The 19,836-nt window shown below is 71.6% G+C and carries 20 protein-coding genes; 12 read left to right on the top strand and 8 right to left on the bottom strand.

Going from position 1 to position 19,836, the window contains the following annotated elements:
* Nucleotides 1-6: 6 nt before the first annotated feature.
* Together ABD374_RS04475 and ligD are read left to right on the top strand one after the other, a co-directional pair.
* Nucleotides 7-1,863, top strand: a complete 1,857-nt coding sequence (locus tag ABD374_RS04475; RefSeq protein WP_344490961.1) for a transketolase — start codon at nucleotides 7-9, stop codon at nucleotides 1,861-1,863.
* A 152-nt stretch (nucleotides 1,864-2,015) separates the two neighbouring features.
* On the top strand, nucleotides 2,016-2,939 hold the full coding sequence (gene ligD / locus ABD374_RS04470; RefSeq protein ID WP_344490958.1) for a non-homologous end-joining DNA ligase: 924 nt from the start codon (nucleotides 2,016-2,018) through the stop codon (nucleotides 2,937-2,939).
* Between the two features lie 16 nt (nucleotides 2,940-2,955).
* Here the strand turns inward: ligD and ABD374_RS04465 are convergent, their stop codons facing one another.
* The 3 genes from ABD374_RS04465 to ABD374_RS04455 form a co-directional block, all read right to left on the bottom strand.
* Entirely contained in the window at nucleotides 2,956-4,098 is a 1,143-nt protein-coding gene (locus tag ABD374_RS04465) for a questin oxidase family protein (protein ID WP_344490954.1), read from the bottom strand.
* Between the two features lie 124 nt (nucleotides 4,099-4,222).
* Entirely contained in the window at nucleotides 4,223-4,807 is a 585-nt protein-coding gene (locus tag ABD374_RS04460; protein WP_344490951.1) for an NADPH-dependent FMN reductase, read from the bottom strand.
* A gap of 278 nt (nucleotides 4,808-5,085) precedes the next feature.
* Nucleotides 5,086-5,730 (bottom strand): TetR/AcrR family transcriptional regulator, encoded by a 645-nt coding sequence (locus tag ABD374_RS04455; protein ID WP_344490948.1) that lies wholly within the window; start codon nucleotides 5,728-5,730, stop codon nucleotides 5,086-5,088.
* A 294-nt stretch (nucleotides 5,731-6,024) separates the two neighbouring features.
* Between ABD374_RS04455 and ABD374_RS04450 the strand changes: the two genes are divergently transcribed.
* From ABD374_RS04450 to ABD374_RS04440, 3 genes are all read left to right on the top strand, one after another.
* On the top strand, nucleotides 6,025-6,345 hold the full coding sequence (locus ABD374_RS04450) for a VOC family protein (protein WP_344490945.1): 321 nt from the start codon (nucleotides 6,025-6,027) through the stop codon (nucleotides 6,343-6,345).
* Between the two features lie 85 nt (nucleotides 6,346-6,430).
* Nucleotides 6,431-7,129: a YczE/YyaS/YitT family protein gene (locus ABD374_RS04445; RefSeq protein WP_344490942.1), complete on the top strand. Its 699-nt coding sequence runs from the start codon at nucleotides 6,431-6,433 to the stop codon at nucleotides 7,127-7,129.
* A complete protein-coding gene (locus tag ABD374_RS04440; protein WP_344490939.1) occupies nucleotides 7,126-8,379 on the top strand; it encodes an MFS transporter in 1,254 nt (417 codons plus the stop codon). The genes ABD374_RS04445 and ABD374_RS04440 overlap by 4 nt, the downstream gene beginning before the upstream one ends.
* Before the next feature lie 73 nt (nucleotides 8,380-8,452).
* On the opposite strand, the gene ABD374_RS04435 is transcribed toward ABD374_RS04440, so the two are convergent.
* Nucleotides 8,453-9,157, bottom strand: coding sequence for a ScbR family autoregulator-binding transcription factor (locus tag ABD374_RS04435; RefSeq protein ID WP_344490936.1), 705 nt, complete (start codon nucleotides 9,155-9,157; stop codon nucleotides 8,453-8,455).
* 101 nt (nucleotides 9,158-9,258) lie between these two features.
* Between ABD374_RS04435 and ABD374_RS04430 the strand changes: the two genes are divergently transcribed.
* Nucleotides 9,259-10,149 carry a ScbA/BarX family gamma-butyrolactone biosynthesis protein gene (locus ABD374_RS04430; protein ID WP_344490933.1) on the top strand — a complete coding sequence of 297 codons (891 nt, stop codon included), beginning with the start codon at nucleotides 9,259-9,261 and terminating at the stop codon, nucleotides 10,147-10,149.
* Nucleotides 10,150-10,202: 53 nt separating this feature from the next.
* On the opposite strand, the gene ABD374_RS04425 is transcribed toward ABD374_RS04430, so the two are convergent.
* Entirely contained in the window at nucleotides 10,203-10,973 is a 771-nt protein-coding gene (locus ABD374_RS04425) for an SDR family NAD(P)-dependent oxidoreductase (RefSeq protein ID WP_344490930.1), read from the bottom strand.
* A 107-nt stretch (nucleotides 10,974-11,080) separates the two neighbouring features.
* On the opposite strand from ABD374_RS04425, the gene ABD374_RS04420 reads away from it, so the two are divergent.
* On the top strand, nucleotides 11,081-11,989 hold the full coding sequence (locus tag ABD374_RS04420; RefSeq protein WP_344490927.1) for a quinone oxidoreductase family protein: 909 nt from the start codon (nucleotides 11,081-11,083) through the stop codon (nucleotides 11,987-11,989).
* Here the strand turns inward: ABD374_RS04420 and ABD374_RS04415 are convergent.
* Nucleotides 11,978-12,691, bottom strand: a complete 714-nt coding sequence (locus ABD374_RS04415) for a ScbR family autoregulator-binding transcription factor (protein ID WP_344490924.1) — start codon at nucleotides 12,689-12,691, stop codon at nucleotides 11,978-11,980. The two genes, ABD374_RS04420 and ABD374_RS04415, sit on opposite strands and share 12 nt — an antisense overlap.
* 374 nt (nucleotides 12,692-13,065) lie before the next feature.
* On the opposite strand from ABD374_RS04415, the gene ABD374_RS04410 reads away from it, so the two are divergent.
* From ABD374_RS04410 to ABD374_RS04400, 3 genes are all read left to right on the top strand, one after another.
* Nucleotides 13,066-13,851: a response regulator transcription factor gene (locus tag ABD374_RS04410; protein WP_344490921.1), complete on the top strand. Its 786-nt coding sequence runs from the start codon at nucleotides 13,066-13,068 to the stop codon at nucleotides 13,849-13,851.
* Nucleotides 13,852-14,229: 378 nt separating this feature from the next.
* Nucleotides 14,230-14,358, top strand: a complete 129-nt coding sequence (gene mmpB / locus ABD374_RS04405) for a morphogenic membrane protein MmpB (RefSeq protein WP_093799362.1) — start codon at nucleotides 14,230-14,232, stop codon at nucleotides 14,356-14,358.
* A 47-nt stretch (nucleotides 14,359-14,405) separates the two neighbouring features.
* On the top strand, nucleotides 14,406-15,011 hold the full coding sequence (locus tag ABD374_RS04400; RefSeq protein ID WP_344490917.1) for a nucleoside triphosphate pyrophosphatase: 606 nt from the start codon (nucleotides 14,406-14,408) through the stop codon (nucleotides 15,009-15,011).
* On the opposite strand, the gene pdxR is transcribed toward ABD374_RS04400, so the two are convergent.
* Nucleotides 14,992-16,602, bottom strand: a complete 1,611-nt coding sequence (pdxR, locus tag ABD374_RS04395) for a MocR-like pyridoxine biosynthesis transcription factor PdxR (RefSeq protein ID WP_425577128.1) — start codon at nucleotides 16,600-16,602, stop codon at nucleotides 14,992-14,994. The two genes, ABD374_RS04400 and pdxR, sit on opposite strands and share 20 nt — an antisense overlap.
* On the opposite strand from pdxR, the gene ABD374_RS04390 reads away from it, so the two are divergent.
* Nucleotides 16,601-17,206: a LysE family translocator gene (locus tag ABD374_RS04390; protein ID WP_344490914.1), complete on the top strand. Its 606-nt coding sequence runs from the start codon at nucleotides 16,601-16,603 to the stop codon at nucleotides 17,204-17,206. The genes pdxR and ABD374_RS04390 overlap by 2 nt on opposite strands.
* Nucleotides 17,207-17,241: 35 nt before the next feature.
* Here the strand turns inward: ABD374_RS04390 and ABD374_RS04385 are convergent, their stop codons facing one another.
* A complete protein-coding gene (locus ABD374_RS04385; protein WP_344490911.1) occupies nucleotides 17,242-17,709 on the bottom strand; it encodes a hypothetical protein in 468 nt (155 codons plus the stop codon).
* Between the two features lie 363 nt (nucleotides 17,710-18,072).
* Here ABD374_RS04385 and ABD374_RS04380 point away from each other — a divergent pair, with 363 nt between their 5' ends.
* Nucleotides 18,073-19,827, top strand: a complete 1,755-nt coding sequence (locus tag ABD374_RS04380) for an acetyl/propionyl/methylcrotonyl-CoA carboxylase subunit alpha (RefSeq protein ID WP_344490908.1) — start codon at nucleotides 18,073-18,075, stop codon at nucleotides 19,825-19,827.
* Nucleotides 19,828-19,836 lie beyond the last annotated feature (9 nt).

The following is a 19,836-nucleotide window of genomic DNA, read 5'->3' as shown; positions in this document are numbered from 1 at the left end:
AGTGACATGGACAGCGAACAGCTCATCCAGCTCGGACAGCAGCTGAGGGTCGACGCGGTACGGGCCGCCGACGCGGCCCAGTCGGGCCATCCGACCTCGTCGATGTCGGCGGCGGACCTCGCGGCCGTACTCCTCGCCGGGCATCTGCACTACGACTTCGACCGGCCCGACCATCCCGGCAACGATCGGTTCATCCTCTCCAAGGGCCACGCGTCGCCCCTGCTGTACGCCATGTACCGGGCGGCCGGCGCCGTCGACGACGAGGAACTGCTGACGTACCGGCGGCTCGGCAGCCGCCTCGAAGGACACCCCACCCCCAGGCTCCCCTGGGTGGACGTGGCGACGGGCTCGCTCGGGCAGGGGCTGCCGGTCGGCGTCGGCGTGGCCCTGGCGGGCAAGCGTCTGGACCGGGTCCCCTACCGCGTGTGGGTACTGAGCGGCGACAGCGAGATGGCGGAGGGATCGGTGTGGGAGGCCGTCGAGCACGCGGCCGACCAGCGCCTCGACAACCTCACCCTGGTCGTCGACGTCAACCGGCTCGGGCAGCGCGGTCCCACCCGGCACGGCTGGGACTTGGCGGCGTACACCCGCAGGCTGCGCGCCTTCGGCTGGCACACCGTCGAGGTCGACGGGCACGACGTCGAGGCCGTCGACGCCGCCTTCGACGAGGCGCGCTCGACCACCGGGCGGCCCACCGCGGTCATCGCGCGCACCCGCAAGGGGCGCGGCGTCGCCGCCGTGGAGGACCAGGAGGGCAGGCACGGCAAGCCCCTGGAGGACGCGGGGGAAGCGATCGAGGAGCTCGGCGGCCCCCGGTTCGTCCGGGTGGAGGTCAACACGCCGCACACCGGCCGGAGCGCGGCCGCCCCCGCCGGGGGCCCGCTGGAACTGCCGCGCTACGAGCGGGGCGACGAGGTCGCCACCCGCAACGCGTACGGCGAGGCGCTCGCCGCACTCGGGTCCGCGCGCCCCGACGTCGTGGCCCTGGACGGCGAGGTGAGCGACTCCACGCGGGCGCAGTTCTTCGCGAAGGAGCATCCGGACCGGTTCTTCGAGTGCTACATCGCCGAGCAGCAACTGGTCGCGGCGGCGGTCGGGATGCAGACGCGCGGTTACGTCCCGTACGCCTCCTCCTTCGCGGCGTTCCTCACCCGCGCCCACGACTTCGTGCGGATGGCGGCGGTCAGCAGGGCCGGCATCAACGTGGTCGGCTCGCACGCCGGAGTGGCCATCGGCGAGGACGGGCCCTCCCAGATGGGACTCGAAGACCTCGCGATGTTCCGCGCCGTACACGGCAGCACCGTCCTGTACCCGTGCGACGCCAACCAGACCGCGCACCTCGTCGCCGCGATGGCGGAGGGCGACGCGCAGAGCCGGGGCGTGCGCTACCTGCGCACCAGCAGGGGCGCGATGCCCGTCCTCTACGGGCCCGACGAGGAGTTCCCGGTCGGCGGCAGCAAGCTGCTGCGCTCCGGCGACGACGACAGGCTCACCCTGCTCGCCGCGGGTGTGACGGTCCACGAGGCGCTGCGCGCCGCCGACCTGCTCGCCCAGGACGGCCTGCCGGTCCGGGTCGTCGACCTGTACTCGGTCAAGCCGGTCGACGAGCGCGCCGTACAGGCGGCGGCGGAGGCCACCGGCTGCCTGGTGACGGTGGAGGACCACCATCCGCAGGGCGGCCTGGGCGACGCGGTCGCCGAGGTGTTCGCCGACGGGCGCCCGGTGCCGCGGCTGGTCCGCCTGGCCGTGGGGAACATGCCGGGCTCCGCCACGGAGCCGGAGCAGCTCAACGCGTCGGGCATCGACGCGGACTCGATCGCGGCCGCCGTGAAGCTCCTGGCGGAGAAGGTGGTCGTACGGTGAGAGCGCGGCGGGGAGTGGGTGGCGGGGCGCCCTGAACGCCCCGCCACCCTCCCTGCGCCGCGCGGGCCCGCCCACCCGGGCGGGCCCGTGCTCGCGCTGTTTCGAGTACGGCCGCTGCGGCTGTACGGCCCGGAGCGAGTTCAGGAGAGGCGATGACGACGAGTGACGACACCACGACCGTGCGGGCCGGACACCGCACGGTGACCGTCCACCGGCCCGGAAAGGTCCTCTTCCCCGACTGCGGTATCACCAAGGCCGACGTCGCCGGCTACTACCGGCGGGTGTCGGCGTTCATGGTGCCCCAGCTGCGCGACCGGCCCCTCATGCTGGAGCGACGTCCCGACGGCACCGAAGGCCCGCGCTTCATGCAGAAGGACACCCCCGCCCACTACCCCGAGTGGGTGCGCCGGGAGCGGGTGGCCAAGGAGGGCGGCACCGTCACGCACACCGTGTGCGACAACAGTGCCACCCTCGTCTTCCTGGCCGACCAGGCGTGCCTCACCTTCCACCGCTGGCTCTCCCGGGCCGGCCGCGTCGACCGGCCCGACCGGCTGGTCTTCGACCTCGACCCTCCCGGGGACGGCTTCCCGGCCGTACGGGAGGCGGCGCACCGGCTCGGCGAGCTCCTCGACCAGCTGCGGCTGCCGTCCACGCTCATGACCACGGGCTCCAAGGGTCTGCACGTGATCGTGCCCCTCGACGGGAACACCACGTTCGACGACTCCCGCGCCTTCGCCAAGGAGGTCGCGGACACCCTCGCCGAGCGCCACCCGGACGCGCTGACCACGGCCGTACGCAAACAGTCCCGCGGCGACCGCCTCTACCTCGACGTCCAGCGCAACGCCTACGCGCAGACGGCGGTCGCCCCCTGGTCGGTCCGGCCGGAGGAGGGCGCGCCGGTCGCCGCGCCCCTCTCGTGGGAGCAGCTCGACGACAAGGAAGTGACCGCCCGCAGCTGGACGTTGACGGACACCGACGGCGTACTGGAACAGGCCCGCACGAACCCCTGGGCGGACGTGTCCTCCCGGGGCCGGGCGCTGGGCCCGGCGCGCAGGCGCCTGCGCGCCCTGCGCTGACCGGGCCGGAGCAGCGCTACGCGGGCGAGGGCCTGCCGGATCGCGCGCCCCCGGCACCGCCGCCCGCGTCCAGGCGGGTGATGCGGCGTTGCGCGGCGAACGCGGCGGCCGGGTAGCGGGGGTCGGGCAGCAGGGCGTACTCGCGCAGGCACGCCTCGGTGAACTTGATGACGTGCTCGTCGCCGTGTTCGGCGGCCCGCGCGCCCAGTTCGTCCATCGGCGGCAGGTCCGGGACCTCCGACCGCCAGGCCGCCGTGCCCTCGTCGCGCCGGTCGGTGGTGAAGGCCAGCAGGAACGCCGCGTGCACCTGCCACAGCTGGGCCAGCGTCGGCTCGTGGAGCCCGTGCGGCAGGTGCGGGAGCAGGATGCGTACGGCGGCCGGTGCGGTGACGCCGTGGATCAGCGGGACCGGGTAGACCTCGGGGTGGCCGAGAAAGACGTCGGCGAACTGGACCGTCATCTCGCTCAGCAGCCGGGGCGCCTGCTCCGGGGCCAGCCACTCCAGCGACTCGTTGTAGCCCGGCAGCCCGTCGAGCCCGTCCAGCCGCCGACGGGCGGTGCCCGGTCCCATCGGGCCGTCCTGCGCCACGCGGGGCAGCGCGGCGACCGCGGCGGGCAGGTCGTAGGAGCCGCGCAGCCGCGGGCGGCCGGGAAGCTCGGTGTAGCGGGCGGCCCAGTACGCCAGGCCGCGGGCCAGCTCGCGGAGCTGGAGCCGCGTGGGCTCGCCGGCGGCGGCGTACAGGCCGCGTACCGCGTGCGCGGTGCGGATGAGGCCGTGGGTCAGACCGGCGAAGAGGCCCGGGAGCAGACGCGGCCACCAGCGGACCAGCACCTCGCGCCAGTGCGCCCCGGCCAGCTCGCGGACGAAGAGGTGCTCCCAGTCCCCGGCCCGGTCGAAGCTCCCGAGCGCGGGGCGCCAGGAGGACTCGTCCGCGGGGTCCAGGGCGAAGCGCGCGGCGGGCGGCTCGTGGTGCTCCATCGCGGCCCGGTAGCGCCGTACCCACCGGGCGACTTCGTCCTCCTGCCCGAGCAGGGCCAGGGCCTCGGCGCCCATCGGGCCGTGGTTGGCCAGGTCCACACCCTGTCCGCGCTCGTACCCGAGGTCGTCCAGCTGTTCCAGGGCTTCGTTGACCGCGTCGCTGTAGCTGATCGACGGCATGGGAACTTCACCTTCCGGACGTCCGACTGCGGTGGGAACGGGCGCCGGTGCCGCCCTGGCGTCGTGGGAGCCGTGCGGGTCCCACGACGCTGTCCGTGCCGACGGCACCGTGGTGCGGGCGGGCTCAGAGGGCGTAGGGCTGTTCGGTGCGCGCGGTGCGCAGCGCCTTGCCCCACCAGGCCACCTGGTCCAGCAGCTTCTTCGCCGCCGCGTCCGCGCCCTGGGGCGCTTCGCCGTCCACGAAGGCGGTCCAGGGGTTGTGCAGGCTGACCATCTCGCGCACCGTCATGGCGTGCAGCTCGGCGAAGACCTGCCGCAGGTGTTCGGCGGCCCGCAGGCCGCCGCTCATGCCGCCGTAGGACACGAGGCCGACCGGCTTGGCGGCCCACTCCTGCAGGTGCCAGTCGATGATGTTCTTCAGCGAGGCGGGGTAGGAGTGGTTGTACTCCGGGGTGACCACGACGAAGGCGTCGGCCGCCGCCAGCCGCTGGGACAGGGCGTCCTTGACCGGGCGCACGTGGTCGGCCGGCTCCTCGCCCATCGCCGGCATGGACAGCGGCAGCGGGTGTTCCAGAACGTCGATCACATCGACCGTCAGGTCGCCGCGGGTCCGGGCCTGCTGGGCGAACCAGTGACCGACCTTGTCGCCGAGGCGCCCGCCGCGCGCGCTGCCGATGATGATGGCGAGGGACAGGGGCTGGGTGGTCATGGACTACCTCCGGAAGGGACGGACGAGTGCCGGCGGGGCGGGCGCCCCGGCTCAAAAGTAAACTACACCGTGCGGAGCAAAAAGTCTCCCGCTCCTCCTCGTTTCGCTTCCGCCGACCGCGTCGGACCGGTCGTGAGGGCGTGGCGCGAATGAACGCGCGGCCCCGCCACCGGGTACGGAAATGACGGACGGAGCGCGGCAGTCGGCGAAGATCGCCCACCGCCGCGCTCCGTCGCGGGGGCGCGCTCGGAGGGCCGGCCTGTCCTCTGGCGAGCGGATCAGGACCCGCTTCCGTACAGCCGCAGAAAGGCGGCCACTCCCGAGGCGACCAGTGCGTCCAGCTCGCCCTGGGGCAGCGGGAGGGCGCCGTGGAAGGACCGTTCGTACGCCTCGGACATGACCAGCTGGGTGAAGTGGGCGGCGGCGTCCTGGGGGGCGTCCGTGTGCAGCCGGCCGGCCGCCGTGAGGGCGGTGAAGTGCTGGGCGAGCCGCGCCTGGGTGCGTCGCGGCCCCTCGGTGCGCCAGCTCTCGATGACCTCGGAGGGCAGCCGTGGCGCTTCCGCGAAGATGACCCGCACCAGGGCGAAGTGCCCCTCGAAGCCGCTCTGCGGGGCGGCCAGGGTGCGGCCGAGCACCATCAGCTCGGTTCTCAGGTCGGCCGGATCGGTCAGGTGCTGGTCGATCAGCTCCTCCTGATGGGCCGCCACCGCGTGCGTACTCTCCTGGAGCACGCTCAGCAGGAGCTGCTCCTTGTCCTGGTAGTGGTTGTAGATGGTGCGTTTGGAGACTCCGGCCTCGGCGGCGATGGTGTCCACGCTGGCGCGGGTGTAGCCCTCGCGGCCGAAGACGGCGCGGGCGGCGCAGTCGATCGCGGTCCGCTTCGCGGGGCGCCCTGTTCGGGTGGCGGTGGCGGGGGTCGTCATGATGGCTCACTCCTCGGATCGCGCAGGCCGGCCTGAATCGAACGAAACTACACCGGCTAGTTTACGTGACGCCCCCTCCGGTGATCCCGCCCGCGCCGCGCCCCGGCGCCCGCCCGTGGTGGATCGCTTTTTGCCCTACCCGGTTTACTTCTCGAACTACACCGTGTAGTTTCCTTCTTGTCGGGGGAGATCCGGCGAGGCCCCGCGTCTTCCGTCTCCGCCCCGGGCCTGTCCGGCCCCGTCGACACATCAACAGCCCCCTGGAGAAGGGGGGTTCATGAGAGGTAGGACGTCATGTTCGGCAAGCTGACGGTCATCAAGATCTTCTGCACGGATCTGGACACCATGGTCGCCTTCTACCGCGACCGGCTCGGCCTGAAGATCCGTGAGGAGTACCCCGGCGTCTCCGTGGTCTTCGACACCGGCCACGACGGCGAGCTGATCATCCAGAAGGGCGACCAGCCCATCAGCCTCGCCTTCACGCAGGTGGACATCCCCGCCGCTCACTCGGCCGTGGAAGACCTCCGCCCCACCGGCGTCGTTCCGCACAAGACAGGTGAGCGTTTCGAGATCAGCGACCCCGCGGGCAACAACCTGATCTTCGTCAACGCCTGATCACCCCCACCACTCGCGGGCCGTCCGACCCTTCCTTCCGCTCCCAGGGCGGCCCGCGTCCATCTGTCGCGATTGGGAACCCGTCATGTCGAAGTTACTCAGCACCCCCGCCCACGTCCGGCCCCGTCAGCGCGTCAACCTCCGCGACCGCATCCAGAGCTACGCGCTCTATCTCGCGGGGTGCCTGGTCTTCGCCTCCGGTGCCACCCTGTTCATCCACTCCGGTCTCGGCGTGGACCCCCTGGACGTCCTCTCCCTCGGCATCCTGGAGCATTTCCCGCTGACCATCGGCCTGGCCCAGGCGCTCATCGCGGCCGTGTGCATCGTCATCTGGTCCGTGTGGAACCGCCGCCGCCCGGTCGTGATGCCCTTCGTCACCTTCCTCCTGTGCGGCAGCCTCATCGACCTGATGCTCCTGGCCGACCTGGGCTGGTTCGCCTCCGTGCCGTCCCTGGTCGTCGCGGTCCTGCTGTGCTCCTACGGTTCCGCCCTGATCATCATGAGCGGTACCGGCATCCGCGCCATGGACCTGATCGTCATCTCGCTCAACCAGCGCCTGAAGGTGCCCTTCTGGGCCGCCAAGGTCGGCGTCGAAACCGTCCTGCTCACCCTCGGCTGGCTGCTGGGCGGCCCCGTCGGCATCGGGACCCTCGCCTTCCTGATCTTCGTCGACGGTCTCATCCAGCCCTTCATGACCTTCAACACCCGCACCCTGCACCTGACCAACCACGGCCTGAGCAGCCCCGGCGGCGTCGGTGCCCCCGTACTGGAAGGCGCCCGGTGAGCACTCCCGCACCCGAATCCGAACCCGCACCGGTTCCGGTCCGGCCCGGCACGCTGCCGCTCCTGCTGTTCGCCTCGACCCTGACCGTGATGGCGGGATCCATCCTCGCGCCGGTCATCCAGGTCATCCGCGGCGACCTCCAGCTCAGCGGCACCGAGGCCGGCCTCATCATCACCACGCACAGCCTCTCCATCGCCGTGACCAGTCCGCTGGCCGGCTGGATGCTCGACCGCTGGGGCGTGCGGCTGCCGCTGGCGGGCGGACTCGTCCTGTACGGACTGGCAGGCGGCACCGGCTTGGTCGCCGAGACCTACCCGGCGCTCATCGCCAGCCGGATCGCGTTCGGCGCCGGAGCCGCCCTGGTGTTCTCGGGCACCACCCTGGCCCTGCTCAACCTCTACAAGGGGCCCGCGCAGGACCGTGCGATGGGCTGGCGCGGGACGGCGACCAGTATGGGCGGGGTGCTGTGGCCGCTGCTGGCCGGAGGCGTCGGGGGAATCTCCTGGCACCTTCCCTTCGGGGTCTATCTGATCGGTGTGCCCCTCGGGATCGCCACCGCCCTGCTCCTGCCCCGCGAGCGCGCGAAGGGGACCGGCCGCCCGGCCGAGAAGAGGCTCGGGGCGTGGCAGATGCTGCGCCGGCACCGCATCCTGCTCGTCTGGTACGGACTGCAGTTCTGCGGCTCGCTGCTGCTGTACGCGCTCGTGGTCTTCCTCCCGCAGCGCCTGGCGGAGGCCGGTGTCGAGGATCCGCTGCTGGTCTCCCTGTACACCGTGGGCATGTCCGGCGCGATGAGCCTCATCGGCCTCGCGTACGCCTCGCTCCGCACCCGCCTGGCCTACAGCGTGCTGCTGCGGGGGTCGCTGGCGCTGTGGACGGCGGCCTTCCTGCTGCTCGCCGTCGCACCCAACGCCCCCCTGCTGTTCCTGGCACCGTTGCTGTTCGGCCTCGGCCAGGGCGTGTTCTTCCCGGTGACCACCGTGCTGATCGGCGAGGGCGTGCCCGCGGCCGTACGCGGTCAGGCCACCTCCCTGTCGGGAACGGCCACCTTCGCCGGGCAGTTCGCCTCCCCGCTGCTGATCGGCCCGCTGATCCAGGCGACCTCGCCCACCACCGGGTTCCTCATCGCGGCGACCGTCCCCGCGCTGGCCCTGACCGCCCTGTGGATCAGCCGGGCGGGCACGAGCGGCCCCCAGCCCGGCAGCCCGGCGCCGGCCCCTTCCCCCGCCCCCGCCACCCGGGCCGAGTGAGGGGCCGCCCGGGCCGGTGGTGAGCGTCGCCCGCCGGGTCCCGCTGCCGGTGGCGGGCCTCCGCCACCGGCGTCTACGGGTGCTGGGCCACCGCACTCACGGGGGTGCCGCCGACGCCTTCCGGATCGCCCTTGCCCGCCATGTCGTCCTCGTCCTTCATGGCGAAGAGCCGGGCGGCACGGTCCGTGGAGATCTCCAGCCGGGGGAGGACGGTGGGCACGGCGATGCTGGGCAGCATCAGCTGGAGCAGCGCGGCCACCTCGGTGGGCAGGTCGTACTCGCCCGGCAGCCCCTCGGACACGACGCGGACGCCGGTCCAGGCGGACAGCAGCAGGCGGGCGGTCCCCGTCTCCTCGATGTACGGATGCACCTCGCCCCGCGCCTTGGCCTCACCCAGCAACGACGCCAGGAGATCGGTCCAGTCGGGCCAGCGCGTCCCGAACATGCTCCGTGAGTTCCGGTCCACCGCCAGGCGCAGCGCGGCGCTGAACATGGGCTCCCGAGGCAGCCGGTGGGCCATGAGCATCATCATGTCCAGGACTTCCTGGAGCTTGATCTCCTGGGGCAGGACGCCCTCGGTCGTCACCGCCTCGCCGAGCACCCCCCGGGCCATGTCCTCCTTGGAGCGGAAGTGGAAGTAGAAGGCGCCCTTGGTCACACCGGCCCGCTCCAGGATCTCCGAGATGGTCGCGGCTTCGTAGCCCAGCTCGTCGAAGACGGCGGCAGCGGCCTCCAAGATGACCCTGCGGGTTCGGATCGCCCGCTCCTGTTGCGCCACGCCTGGGCTCCCCATGGAAATAATCAAACGCTCAAAAAAGAACCGATGGGTCGGTATCTTAACTCGAACAGAAGGTTTCGGCGGTCTTTCGAGGGGGAAACATGTCCAGCAGTTTACTTGCGGATGACGACCAGGTGGATCGGTACGAGGGAATCGACGCCCTCAAGAAGTACGTGCATCTGCACCGGGAGGAGGCCGTCCTGCTCACCGGCTGGTCCTCGCGCGGTTCCGACCGGTACACGGTGACCGCGCGATGGCCCGCGGCAGCGGGCGGGCCGTGCGAACCCTTGTTGGTCACGCAGACCATCCGGCAGAGCTGCCTGGTCGTCGCCCATGCCGAGCGATCGGTTCCGCTGGCGCACCAGACGCTGATGGAGCGCCTGGACTTCTCCCTCGCCCGGGACTACCGCGTTCCCCGGGACGAGCCGGTCGACCTGACCGTCGACGTGTTCTGCCGGAGTACGGGCCATCGCTCGATGCGGGTCGAGCTGACCCTGCTGCACGCGGGGCGCCCGGTCGGGGAGTCGGTGGTCGACTTCAGCTGGATAGCCCCCGCGGTCTACCGCCGGCTGCGCGGCGAGCACCTGCACGTCGCCTGGGGGGAAGGCCCCGTTCCCGAGCCCGTGGCCGCGCACACCGTCGGGCGCGACCACGCGTCCGACGTGGTCCTCGCGCCCGCCGGCCGGACCGGGCGGTGGCAACTGCGTACGGACGTCGGCAACGTGGCCCTGTACGACCACCCCGTGGACCACGTTCCCGGGTTGGTCCTGATCGAGGCGGCGTGCCAGGCCGCACAGGTCCTCACCGGGCCGACGGTGTTCTGTCCGGTCGAGGTGACCAGTGCGTACGCCCGTTACATCGAGTTCGACGTCCCGTGCTGGATCGAGGCGGCCGTCGTCCCTCCGGCGGGCGACGGTGTCACACGGGTCGAGGTCACCGGCGTGCAGTACGGCAGCACCGCGTTCAGCGTCACTCTTGCCTCCGAGACCTAGACCGGCCCGGTGAGGACGCCCCGTTCCGCCGGGGCGTCCCCGCTCCCGTGGGGTCAGCGGTTGACGAAGCCGCCGTCCACCGGCATGACGACGCCGGTGACGTACGACGCCCGGTCGCTGAGCAGCCAGGCCGCCGCCTCGGCGATCTCTTCCGGGGCCGCGGTGCGCCCCTGGGGGGTGATCGCGTGGATCGAGTCCTCCAGGCCGGGATTGCGGTCGTACCAGTCGGCCGTGATCTCGCTCCGGGTCGACCCCGGTGCCACGGCGTTGACCCTGATCCCCTGGCGTGCGTACTCGTCGGCCGCGGCCCGGGTGAAACCGACCACCGCGTGCTTGGAGGCCACATAGGGGGCGGCCGCCGGTATGGCCACCAGGCCCCCGACACTGCTGTTGTTCACGATCGAGCCGCCGCCGTTGCCCAGCATGGCGTTGATCTCGGCCCGCAGGCAGTTCCACACCCCACGGACGTTGGTGTCGATGATGGAGTCGTAGACGTCGTCCTCCATCCGGTGCAGTGGTGCCTGGTCCCCGCCGATACCGGCGTTGTTGAAGGCGCCGTCGAGCCGGCCGTGGCGTTCCACCACGAAATCGACCGCCTCGCGTACGTCCTGCGCGCGGGTCAGGTCGGTCACCACGTAGGAAGCATCGAATCCCTTGTCGTCCAGTTCGGCCACGACGGCCGAGAGCCTCTCCTTCCGGCGCGCCGCGAGTACGACCGCCGCTCCCTCCCGGGCGAAGACGGAGGCGGCAGCGGCACCGATGCCGCTGCTCGCTCCCGTAATGAATATGACTTTGTCTTGCAGGAGTTGACCTTTTCCGATCATGCCGTGCAGTCTTCCAGCCCGATGTTGACGAGTTCGCACCAGGCGGGTTAACGGTCTGCGGCGTCACGCAGGGGAATACCGGTCCGGCCGGACGGTGTTCACGCACCATGCGCGCTATCCAGTTCGACCGCTTCGGCGGCCCGGAGGTACTGACCCTCCGCGATCTGCCCGAACCGTCCCCCGGCCGGGGCGAGTTGCTGATCGCCGTCGAGGCGGCCGGTGTCAATTTCGCCGACACCCACCAGGTCGACGGCTCCTACCTGAGCCCGGACCGGCTGCCGTACGTACCGGGCAGCGAGGTGGTCGGCAGGACCCAGGACGGGCGGCGGGTCCTGGCCCGGACGACGGGTGGCTACGCAGAACTCGCCCTGGCAGCCGCGGAGTCGGTGATCGACATTCCCGAGGACCTGCCCGCGGGTCAGGCGCTGGCCCTGCTGATGCAGGGGCTGACCGCCTGGCACCTGCTGCGCACCGCCGCCCGCCTGCTGCCCGGCGAGAGCGTCGTGGTCCATGCCGCCGCCGGCGGTGTCGGCAGCCTCGCCGTACAACTGGCCAAGCAGTTCGGCGCCCGGCGGGTACGGGCCATGGCCTCCACCCCCGCCAAGCGGGAGCTCGCCCTGGCGCTGGGCGCCGACGATGTGGCCGAGTACCCGCTGGACGAGCCCGCCGACGTGATTCTTGACGCGACGGGCGGCCGGCTCTTCGACCGGGCTCTCGACTCCCTCGCCGATTCCGGCCGCCTGGTGACCTACGGAAACGCCTCCCGCACCCCGTTCACCCCCGTCGACCCCGCGCGGCTCAGCCGCCTCAACGCGGGAGTCGTCGGCTTCTGGCTGCGCCCCGCCCTGGCCCGTCCCGGCGGCTTCACCGAGCCGCTCAAGGAACTGCTCTCGCTGACCGCCCAGGGGCGCCTGCGGCCCGTCACCGGCGCCGAGTACCCGCTGGCCGAGGCGCGTCGGGCGCACGAGGATCTGCTGGCCCGTCGCACCACGGGCAAGGTGACCCTACGCCCCTGAAGGCGCGGTGCGACAGCGGCGGCCGTGCGGTGGCGGGCCGGTCTCCGGCACGAACTCCTCCGGGATGAGCAGTGACTTGTCGATCACGAAGTCCGCGCCGTCGGGGCTCAGCGTGCTCAGTGCCCGGGGGGTGGCCACCCGGGGCAGGAGCAGCTGCCAGAACCCGGTGAGCGAAGGGCGCGACAGCCACTCCTCCTCCCCCCTGCCCAGCACTTCGAAGCCGGTGGTCGCCGCCACCACGGCCGCGGTCAACGGCTTCAGGGCCACTCCCTCGGCGAGGACGCCCTCGTCCAGGGCCTGGGCCAGCAGCCGCTCCACGCACTCCCTCCATTCCTGCCGGAGGTTCGGGCCGGGAGGCCGGACGGTGTCGTAGCCGAGCTGGAAGCCGGCTCGCACCACCACGTCCCGGCTCAGGAGGAAGGCGAAGGTGTGCGAGATGTCGGTGAGTGCCTGGAGTGCGTTCGGCCGGTCCCGCGAGGCCCTGCACGCCGCACGGTGGAGGGCGTGTGAGGCCGAGGTCACGACCGCGTCGGCCACGGCCGCCTTGTTCCTGAAATGGAAGTGCAGCGCGCCGGGGCTCACACCCGCGTCCGAGCTGATCTCGGCCAGGCGCGTTCGTTCGTATCCATGACGCTCGAACAGCTTGGCCGCCGAGCGGATCAGGGCATGGCGGGTGCGGGCGCCCCGTTCCTGTCTGGTCACGGAGGGCTCCAGTCCTGGGACTACTTCTGCGGCCTGGCGGCCTCGGGGAAAGGGAGGGGAGATGGCACTGCGGCAACTATAAAACCAACTACGTGGTTTGTATACCGGTGGTTACGCTCTGTGGCAACAGAGGGGGGCGGCCATGGGCTCCCTCCTCGGGTCCGGGGGTCAAACAGGCGTCAACGCGGGAAACTTGCGCTTTACTTACCTTGTTATTACAGGAGTGTGCGAGAGGCTGGTCGGGTGAGGGCGGGGCGGGTGGGGGAGTGTCTCCGTACTTTTAAACTTTGACAAACCGGCGTACCGGTTTGTATCTTCGCGGCGGAAGGGTCTACTGGTGATGCGCCCATCGCGCGGATGTGCAGGAGCGGCAGATGACACAGCAGTCCACTGGCACACTCGAACCTCACATACTTGACCGGAATCATGAAGATCGATTAGTTCCACTGCCCACCCATGCGCCGCCCGCGGAGGCGGGGGTCCGTCCTCGGCGAAAAGCCGTGCGGGTCCTTGTCGTGGAGAACGAGCCGCGCACCGCCGAAGCCCTGGTCCAGGGGCTGCGCCGACACGGTTATCAAGCCGAGAGCGTGGCCACCGGCGCCAAGGCGCTGCAGGTGCACCGCAGCTCCGATCTGGTCCTCCTCGATCTCGAACTGCCCGACCTGGACGGACTGGAGATCTGCCGGAGCATCCGGGCCACGTGTGACACGCCGATCATCGTGGTCACCGCCCGGGACACCGAACTCGACCGGGTGCTGGGTCTGCAGGCGGGCTCGGACGACTACCTGGCCAAGCCGTACGGTTTCCGTGAGCTGATGGCCAGGATGGAAGCGGTCATGCGCAGGGCCCGGCCGCAGCAGCCCATGGAGCAGGTCATCACGCGTGGGTCGCTGCGCATCGACGCACGAACGCGCGAGGTCCGGCTCGACGGGCGGCACATCGAGGTGACCCGCAAGGAGTTCGACCTGCTGCACCTGCTGGCCTCTCAGCCGGAGGCCGTCATCTCCCGAAGACAGCTCATGGTCCAGGTGTGGGACGACTCCTGGTCGCGGCCGGGCCGGACCATCGACACCCATGTGAGCAGTCTGCGCAACAAGCTCGGTTCCAGTGACTGGATCATCACGGTCAGGGGGGTCGGCTTCCGTCTCGGACACCCGTAAACGGTGTCCTGGGGGGTCACGGGGCGCCATGGGCCCCGTGACCCGGCCGAAGCTCTGACCTTCCCCTGACATTCCGCTCGTAGGCCCCTCACCCGCTACGCGGAACTGCAGGAGCTGTGAAGGAAGTTCACCGAAGTCTGGACCATGACGCCTTGATCCTGATGAGTGCCCGGAACAAGCTGACATCCAGCTTCCGGACCAGCCATGAGGAGATCCGNCGCGGCGGGGCGGCCCTGGCGGCGGGGCGGCCCTGGCGGCGGGGGCGGCCCTGGCGGCGGCGAGGGCCGGAACGTCCACCCGGAATTAGTCCATTGGTACTGGCCCGCCTGAGTACAGGTACTCAGGCGGCGGAGCCGTGCCGGCCTCAGGATCGAAGGCATGCTGTGGTCCGACCCGGAGAACGAGCCTCCGAAAGAGCTGCGTGAGATGCAGGCGATGCTCCGGCGCGCGGGCGTGCTGCTCGCCCTGGCGATGGTGGTGGCGATGTTCGTACTGGGCGTCCACTGACCCGACCCGCCGGATGCACGCCGGGCCGGCGCCCTACGATGAACCGCATGACCGATCCGCGCCGCCGCCTCGTCCTCGCCTCCGCCTCCCCCGCCCGCCTCGGACTCCTCCGCCAGGCCGGGCTCGCCCCCGAGGTGATCGTCAGCGGTGTCGACGAGGACGCGATCACCGCGCCCACGCCCGGCGAGCTGGCGCTCGTACTCGCGGAGGCGAAGGCCGCGTCCGTCGCCGCCCGTCCCGAGGCCGCCGACGCCCTCGTCATCGGCTGCGACTCCGTACTGGAACTGGACGGCCTGGCCCTCGGCAAGCCCGCCGACGCCGAGGACGCCGCCGCCCGCTGGAAGTCCATGCGGGGTCGCTCCGGCATCCTCCGGACCGGCCACTGCGTGATCGACACCGCCACCGGCCGCCGTGTCTCCGCCACCGCGTCCACGACCGTCCGCTTCGGGGAGCCGACCGACGCCGAGATCGCCGCGTACGTCGCGACCGGCGAGCCCCTCCACGTCGCCGGCGCCTTCACCCTCGACGGCCGCTCGGCCCCGTTCGTCGACGGCATCGACGGCGACCCCGGCAATGTCATCGGCCTGTCGCTGCCGTTGCTGCGCCGCCTCCTCGCCGACCTCGGTACGCCGATCACCGGCCTGTGGGCATGACGCCGCCCAGCAGCGCGATCCCCTCCGCGATCCCGCCCGGCGGCGTCGCGGCGTAACCCAGGACGAGTCCGGGGCGGCCCGGGCGCTGCCGGTGCCACGACAGCGGCTGCACCTTGACGCCGCGCGCGAGCGCCGCGGCCGCGAGGCCGGTGTCGGTGCCGGTCGGCCCTCGGCCGGCGGACCCCGGGCCCGCGAAGGTGACCACGAGGTGCAGGCCCGCCGCCGCACCGTGCACCACCGCCCCGGGCAGGTGCTCCCCGATCGCAGCGATCATCGCGTCCCGGCGGGTCCGGTGCCGCCTGCGCAGAAGGCGCAACTGGCGTTCCATCCCGCCCGATTGCATCAGCCGCGCCAGCACCAGCTGCGGCAGCACCGGGCTGCCGAGGTCGGCGAACCGCTTGGCGTCCACCAGCGCCTCCCGGTACTTCGGCGGCGCCAGCATCCACCCCATCCGCAGCGCGGGCGCGAGCAGCTTGGACACGCTCCCGGCATAACAGACGTGCTCCGCCAGGACCGAACGCAGGGCGGGCACCGGCGGCCGGTCGTAACGGTGCTCGGCGTCGTAGTCGTCCTCGACGATCAGGCCGCCCTCCCCCGCCCACCGCATCAGCTCCCGGCGCCGTACGCCTCCGAGCACCACCCCGGTCGGAAACTGATGGGCCGGGGTCAGCAGGACCGCCCGCGCACCGGTGGCGCGCAGCTCGTCGACCCGCACCCCTTCGGCGTCGACCGCGACCGGCGGGGTCTCCATCCGCCAGTTGCGCAGATGCTGGCGGGTGCCGAGCGAACCGGGATCCTCCACCGCCATCGCGTGGATCCCGTCGGCCCCGAGCACCTGCGCCAGCAGCCCGAGCGCCTGGGCGGTGCCGGAGGTGATGAGGACCTCGCCGGCGTCCGCCCTGATCCCGCGGTTGCGGGCCAGCCAGTTCGCCACGGCGCGTCGCAGCTCCGGTGCGCCGCGCGGATCCCCGTACCCGAGGTCGGACGCCGAGAGGTCCTTGAGTACGGAGCGCTCCGCGCGCAGCCACGCCGTTCGCGGAAACGCGGCCAGGTCGGGCACGCCCGGTGACAGGTCGATGCGGGCCGGTGCCGCGCGCAGCGCGTCGAAGACGTCCGGGCCGGAGGGTGACACGGCGAACAGCGCGCCCACCGGCGAACCGGCAGCGGCAGCGGCAGCGGCAGCAGGAGCAGGGACCGACACCGGGACGGGGTCGGGGGCAGCGGCGGGCGGGGCCGCCACGACCACCGTTCCGCCCCGTCCCCGTCCCGCGACGTGTCCGTCCTCGGTCAGGCGCTGGTAAGCCTCCGTCACCACGCCACGCGATACGCGCAGTTCGCCGGCGAGCACCCGCGTGGCCGGCAGTCGGCTCCCCACCGGAAGGCTGCCCTCCGATATGGCCTCCCGGAGTCTGCGGGCCAGCCAGTCCGACAGCCCGCCGGCCGGCGCGTCACCGGCGTTCAGCTGGAGGAAGTCCGACCCGGACACCGGCGGTACGTCCGGAGCCGGGGCAGGAGCCGGAGTTATGGACCGGTCGGGCGCTTCCCCATTGGGCCTGTTCACCGGGCCATAGTGCCGCCAGGGTGAGCGCATGAACACCGAATTCCTGCTGACGTCGCTGATCGTCGTCGCCACCCCCGGTACCGGCGCGCTCTACACGGTGACGGCCGGCCTCTCACGCGGCGCCCGCGCGAGTACCGTCGCCGCCGTCGGGTGCACGCTCGGCATCGTTCCGCACATGGTGGCGGCGATCACGGGGCTCGCGGCACTGCTGCACACCAGCGCGGCGGCGTTCCAGATCCTCAAGTACCTCGGAGTCGCCTATCTCCTCTCCATGGCATGGAGCACGCTGAGGGACAAGAACGCCCTCACGGCGGAGGAGGAGACCGCGCCCCGCTCGGCGGTGAAGGTGATCACGTCCGGCGTCCTCATCAACCTCCTCAACCCGAAGCTCACGATCTTCTTCTTCGCCTTCCTGCCTCAGTTCGTGGGCACGGGCGAGCCGAACGCACTGGTGCGCATGGTCGAGTCGAGCGCCGTGTTCATGCTGCTCACCTTCCTGGTCTTCGCCGCCTACGGAAGGTCCGCCGCCGCCATGCGCCACCACGTCCTCTCGCGCCCCCGGGTCCTGACCTGGTTGCGCAGGGTCTTCGCGGGCGCGTTCGCAGCCCTCGGTGCCCGGCTCGCGTTCCTCTGAGCCCCGCGGCCGCTCCCCGTGCCGCGGCCGGTCCGTCAGACCGGCGCCGGGGTTCCGCTCTCCGGCCCGGCAGGCGGCTCGTCCGCGACGCCCGTGGCATCGCCCCGCCCGCCCCGCCCGCCGTACGCGACGAGCGACAGCACGATCAGGGCGAGCACGGCCATCATCGCCACGAACGCGGTCCAGCCGACCAGCCCGACCGCCAGCGCCCCGAGCACCCCGTGCACCACCGCGCACGCGATGAGCAGGGCCCGGCCGAGGCGGCCCGGCGCCCGGTCCGTCAGCGCGGCGCGCAGCAGGAAGACGCCGCACACCACCAGGTAGAGACCGAAGACCCCGCCCATCACCCACGTCGAGGCGGCCATGACGTCGGAGTCCAGACCGTCCAGGGACATCGACTGGCTGTCGACGATCCTGCCGAGGATCCAATGGACGCCCACGATCCCGACGGCCTCGACGAACAGCACGGCCGCGGCCACGGCAGCTGTCGGTCTGCGCGCCATGGCGCCCCACCCTCTTCCGGCTGTTACCTCTGGTTACGTGCGCGACGGCCAAACGCTACTAACGGGTAAACCTCCGTACAAGGGGTCCGGCGCGGCCGACCCCCGGGCAAAGAATCATTCGGCCATTCGTAGGGACTCCACAAAGAAAGCTGCCGCGCCGCTGACCGCCCGGACAGAGACCTGTGCCACACCGGACGACTACTGTGCGGTGAAGGAACCCGTCGTACCGTGGTGCGACAAGGGAATTCGCGAATCGCGCGAGCCTCGCATCACGCTCCGTGTGGGCAAGCTCACCATTGGGGACGGGTCGTAGGGCCGTGTCGGCAGTCCCTAAACTCAGCTTGTTTCAAGGAGGGAGCCATCGTGCGCAAGGTGCTCATCGCCAATCGTGGCGAAATCGCTGTCCGCGTTGCTCGGGCCTGCCGGGATGCCGGGATCGCGAGCGTGGCCGTCTACGCCGATCCGGACCGGGACGCGGTGCATGTCCGTGCGGCGGACGAGGCGTTCGCTCTGGGCGGTGACACTCCGGCCGCCAGTTATCTGGACATGGCCAAGGTGCTCGCGGCCGCGAAGGACTCGGGGGCCGACGCGGTGCACCCGGGTTACGGGTTCTTGTCGGAGAACGCGGAGTTCGCCCAGGCGGTGCTCGATGCCGGGCTGACCTGGATCGGTCCGCCGCCGCAGGCGATCCGGGATCTGGGGGACAAGGTCGCCGCCCGTCACATCGCCCAGCGTGCCGGCGCTCCGCTGGTGGCGGGCACCGCGGACCCGGTCTCCGGTGCCGAGGAGGTCGTCGCCTTCGCCCGGGAGCACGGGCTGCCGATCGCGATCAAGGCGGCGTTCGGTGGTGGCGGGCGTGGTCTGAAGGTCGCCCGTACCCTCGAAGAGGTCCCCGAGCTCTACGACTCCGCCGTCCGTGAGGCGGTCGCCGCCTTCGGGCGCGGCGAGTGCTTCGTCGAGCGCTACCTCGACCGGCCCCGCCACGTCGAGACCCAGTGCCTGGCCGACGCGCACGGCAACGTGGTGGTGGTCTCCACCCGTGACTGCTCGTTGCAGCGCCGCCACCAGAAGCTGGTGGAGGAGGCCCCGGCGCCCTTCCTGTCCCCGGCGCAGAACGCCGAGCTCTACCGCGCGTCCAAGGCCATCCTCAGGGAGGCCGGCTACATCGGCGCGGGCACCGTCGAGTTCCTCGTCGCCGCCGACGGCACGATCTCCTTTTTGGAGGTCAACACCCGTCTGCAGGTCGAGCACCCGGTCTCCGAGGAGGTCACCGGCATCGACCTGGTCCGTGAGATGTTCCGCATCGCCGACGGCGAGAAGCTGGGATACGACGACCCGGCCGTGCGCGGGCACTCCTTGGAGTTCCGCATCAACGGCGAGGACCCGGGCCGCGGCTTCCTCCCGGCCCCCGGCACGGTGACCGCGTTCGCCCCGCCCTCGGGCCCCGGCGTGCGCCTGGACGCCGGCGTCGAGACCGGCTCGGTGATCGGCCCGGCCTGGGACTCGCTGCTGGCCAAGCTGATCGTCACCGGCGCCACCCGCGAGCAGGCGCTGCAGCGCGCCGCCCGCGCGCTGGCGGAGTTCCAGGTGGAGGGCATGGCCACCGCCCTGCCCTTCCACCGCGCGGTCGTCGCCGACCCGGCGTTCACCTCCGACCCGTTCACGGTGCACACCCGGTGGATCGAGACCGAGTTCGTCAACGAGATCCCGGCCTACACCGTGCCGGGCGCGGACGCCGAGGAGGACGAGTCCGGGCGCGAGACGATCGTCGTCGAGGTCGGCGGCAAGCGCCTGGAGGTCTCCCTGCCCTCCAGTCTGGGCATGAGCCTGGCCCGCACCGGGCTGGCGGCCGGGGCCAAGCCCAAGCGCCGGGCGGCGAAGAAGTCCGGCCCGGCCGCCTCCGGCGACACCCTGGCCTCCCCGATGCAGGGCACCATCGTCAAGATCGCGGTCGAGGAGGGCCAGCAGGTCAACGAGGGCGACCTCGTCGTCGTCCTGGAGGCCATGAAGATGGAACAGCCCCTCAACGCCCACCGCTCCGGCACCGTCAAGGGCCTGGCCGTCGAGATCGGCGCCTCCCTGACCTCCGGCGCCGTCATCTGCGAGATCAAGGACTGACACCCGGCC

Origin of the sequence: Streptomyces enissocaesilis, from assembly GCF_039533765.1 — a bacterium.
Taxonomy (GTDB): domain Bacteria; phylum Actinomycetota; class Actinomycetes; order Streptomycetales; family Streptomycetaceae; genus Streptomyces; species Streptomyces enissocaesilis.
Note: the sequence above shows the minus strand (reverse complement) of the source record. Positions and strands in the feature narration are given on the sequence as shown.